The sequence below is a fragment of the Chitinivibrionia bacterium genome, from assembly GCA_009779925.1.
Classification (GTDB): domain Bacteria; phylum Fibrobacterota; class Chitinivibrionia; order Chitinivibrionales; family Chitinivibrionaceae; genus WRFX01.
This window is the reverse complement of sequence record WRAZ01000084.1, coordinates 1-3215: the sequence shown is the minus strand read 5'-3', so window position 1 is coordinate 3215 and position 3215 is coordinate 1. Positions and strand designations below refer to the sequence as shown.

Annotated in this window: 3 protein-coding genes; all 3 read right to left on the bottom strand. The window is 42.2% G+C overall.

What is annotated here, in order from left to right:
- Positions 1-710, bottom strand: a 710-nt coding sequence (locus FWE23_11465) for a transporter substrate-binding domain-containing protein (protein ID MCL2846044.1), incomplete at its 3' end; no start/stop codon positions are given.
- Positions 711-775: 65 nt separating this feature from the next.
- Positions 776-1687, bottom strand: coding sequence for a diguanylate cyclase (locus tag FWE23_11460; GenBank protein MCL2846043.1), 912 nt, complete (start codon positions 1685-1687; stop codon positions 776-778).
- 428 nt (positions 1688-2115) lie between these two features.
- Entirely contained in the window at positions 2116-2985 is an 870-nt protein-coding gene (locus FWE23_11455) for a hypothetical protein (GenBank protein MCL2846042.1), read from the bottom strand.
- Positions 2986-3215 lie beyond the last annotated feature (230 nt).

The following is a 3215-nucleotide window of genomic DNA, read 5'->3' as shown; positions in this document are numbered from 1 at the left end:
TACGTGTTTACAAATACTTTTCCGTAAACGTCAAACGCGGCTTCGGCGGGGGATTCGTCAAAAAACGCGTCAATCGCTCCGCTTCGCAGGAGTTCGTACGCCTCGGGATAATCGTCCACAAGAAATACTTCAAAATCTTTGGTTTTATGCCCGCGAACGTCGTCAATGGTGGTTGTGCCGTCCAAAAATGCAAGGCGCAAAGGGCGGGTTTGGGAGATTTCGCTGAGCGTGTGCGTGTTATCCAAGCGTACATATATAATACGTCGCTGAACAATATCGTCGGTCATAAAGTATTTTTTTCGCCGTTCTTCGTTCGCCGTAAGTTCTCCCGAAAAGTCGATGCTGTGGTTTTCCAGACCTTCGACCAATTCGTCCCACTCAAAAATTTGCGGGATAAACGGTATTTCGAACAACTGAGTAAGCCATTCGCAAAAAAGAGCGGTAAATCCTCTTACCACGCCGTCTTCTCCGCTAAACGCTTCCGTGCTGTAATTTGCGCCGTAAACAAACGACGTTCTGCTTCTTTGCAACGCCTCAATCGCTTCGATGTCTTCGTTTGTAATCCCGGGAATGTCTCTAAACGAGGTAAGCACCACCACGCCGTTATTGTTGTTTCTGCCGTTAACCGAACACTGTGAGCAAGCCGTAAAAACCGTCGCCGCCACAATTACGACAACAATAAAAAAGCCCATTCGCTTTAATATAGCCACAATTACCTCCCCTTAGTCGTTTTCCCCAAATCTTTTTTACACTTTTATTCTTCGCTGTTTCTCGCTTATTCCTCGCTTAAGACAAACCTGTTTCTGCCCGCCTCTTTTGCTTTGTAGAGCGCTCTGTCCGCTCTTTCAATGAACTCTTTTGCCGATATATCCGCAGTGGGAACCATAGAATTTATTCCGATACTTACCGTTATTTTTGTTTCGCCGCCGTCTTCGGTAGGAACAATCGCTTCCTCCACATTTTTGCGTATTCTTTCGGCGACCGCAATTGCTCCTTCGGCGTTTAACCCCGGCAAAAGCACGACAAATTCTTCGCCGCCCCAACGCGCTTCGTAATCAATCGAGCGCAAAAGCGACTTGGAAGACACTTCGGCAAATGTTTTCAGCGCAACGTCTCCCTGCTGGTGTCCGTGAGTATCGTTGTAGGTTTTAAATTTATCTATATCCATCAACAAAAAACTGATGTACGCGCCCTCGCGCATAGCCCTTCCCCATTCCGCGTTAAGCCGTTCTTCAAACCCGCGCCTATTGGGAATTTTTGTCAGAGGGTCTAAAAGCCCGATACGTTCAATGGTGCGCATTTGGTCTATAATTTTTATATGCGTATTAACTCTCGCCTTAACAATGGATTTAACAAAGGGTTTTGCAATATAATCGACCGCCCCCAAGAAAAACCCTTTTTCTTCGTCTTCGCTTCCTGTTAGTCCCGTAATAAAAATAACCGGAATTTTATGTGTGATTTCGGATTCTTTCAACTTTGCAATGACCTCAAATCCCGACATATCAGGCATAAGAACGTCGAGCAGTATGAGGTCGGGAACGCGCTCCTGCGCCAATTCCAAAGCCCTTGCCCCGTTCTTTGAAATCAAAAGATTATACATAGGCGACAAAATACCGCCCAGCACATCCACGTTCATTTTTTCGTCGTCCACTATAAGAATAGTGAATTCTTTTTTGCCCTCAACCATAAAACAACTCCTTAGTCAATCAAAAATCTTCTCAAGTAAAACAAAAGAGGTTTCCCGTATGACAATATACATTATGCCAACCGAGAAAAAGAATAAATGTTGCAGGTTTTTTGTTTTTATCAACCGATATCCCGTGCAAAAAGAAAGAAATCTTTCGGAAATAAGGGCGTATTGCAATACGCCCTTATTGGTTGATGTTATCTGTTTACGCCAATTCTTGTCGAATATTGATACGTCTTTCCGCTGATACCTGTTGCCTCGACAATAATTAAATACGCGCCGTTGGCGACGAAACGTCCGTTGTTATTGGTTAAATTCCAGATAATCGGCGTTTGTTGCGAGCGACCGAGGGCGGTCGCCCCTACGTTTTATCGTTTTATACCAATTCGAGATTGATGTAAATATGTTTTGCCACCGAAACTCGTTGCTTACTCCGCCGAAAGTTCTGTTCTCATTCGATTGATAAGTGCCGAGCGACGTTCTATTTGCCGGTTTTTGTTCGACCTAATGCTACAAGTTTCTGCAGAAAACTCATTGTAGTTGTCCCATCCTTCCAATACCCATCTTAAATTATTCGGATTGCCAATAGATATAGTTTCCATTAAGTCATAAATTATTGTGTTATTACTAATAGATACTGTTTCTTCAAACCTAAAAAGAATACTATTCCAACCTTTTTTTAGAGAAATATTAAAATTCGATGTTCTCAAAGTTTCCCTATAGGTTATTCCGTTCCACAACTCTTGCCAATTATAGCTTGTTCCTCTGCCGCTAACTGTTAAATTTTGGTCAACATATATAAATATTACATGCTGCCCTGTATAGTTAGTTCTATTTCCTGACCTTGATACTGTCTCCAATTCTCTATAAACTCCACTCATGGGAATGTTGAGCCATAATAACACAACTCTCGCCTCTGGATTACTTATTCTTAAATTGTCATATCCGCCACTCCAATCGTCGAAATAATCATATGCATATCCCAAATAAATGTTGCTTGGCGTTCCAACAGTGAAGTTTAATTGTCCGTTGGAAATTTCGCCGTTAACGCCAATACTGGAAAAAACAGTTCGATTTCCGGAGAATTGAGTGTATCTTACATCGGTTAACACATCATAAATGTCATCATGTGTCCAATCTCCTAACCAAACTTGTCCGCGAAGATTTAACTCTAATACACCCGAAACAGTTTCATCGCCACCATAACCGCCACCGCCGCTGGTGCCACCACCCGAACAACCGATAAAAACCAAAGCGGCTAACATCACCGCCAATACCAAGAATTTTTTGAAATTCATAAAACACCCCTTTAATTAAGATTAAACAATTACGGAGTGTTTTTTTGATAAATGAAAAAAGGCGCACTCCTTTTCCTCTGTCAATTTCCGAACCTCAGGTTATAGCCAAAACCCTATCTACCGAAAACCACGAGAAAAGAGTGTGCCAACAAAGACACGCTCTCTCTCATTTTCTCGTAGATTGAATATTGGCTATATTCGAGGTTGAGAAAATGAAAAATTCATTTTTT

Coding starts and splice junctions, on each gene's coding strand:
- FWE23_11455 (MCL2846042.1), bottom strand. CDS start 2,985: ATGAATTTCAAAAAATTCTTGGTATTGGCGGTGATGTTAGCCGCTTTG.
- FWE23_11460 (MCL2846043.1), bottom strand. CDS start 1,687: ATGGTTGAGGGCAAAAAAGAATTCACTATTCTTATAGTGGACGACGAA.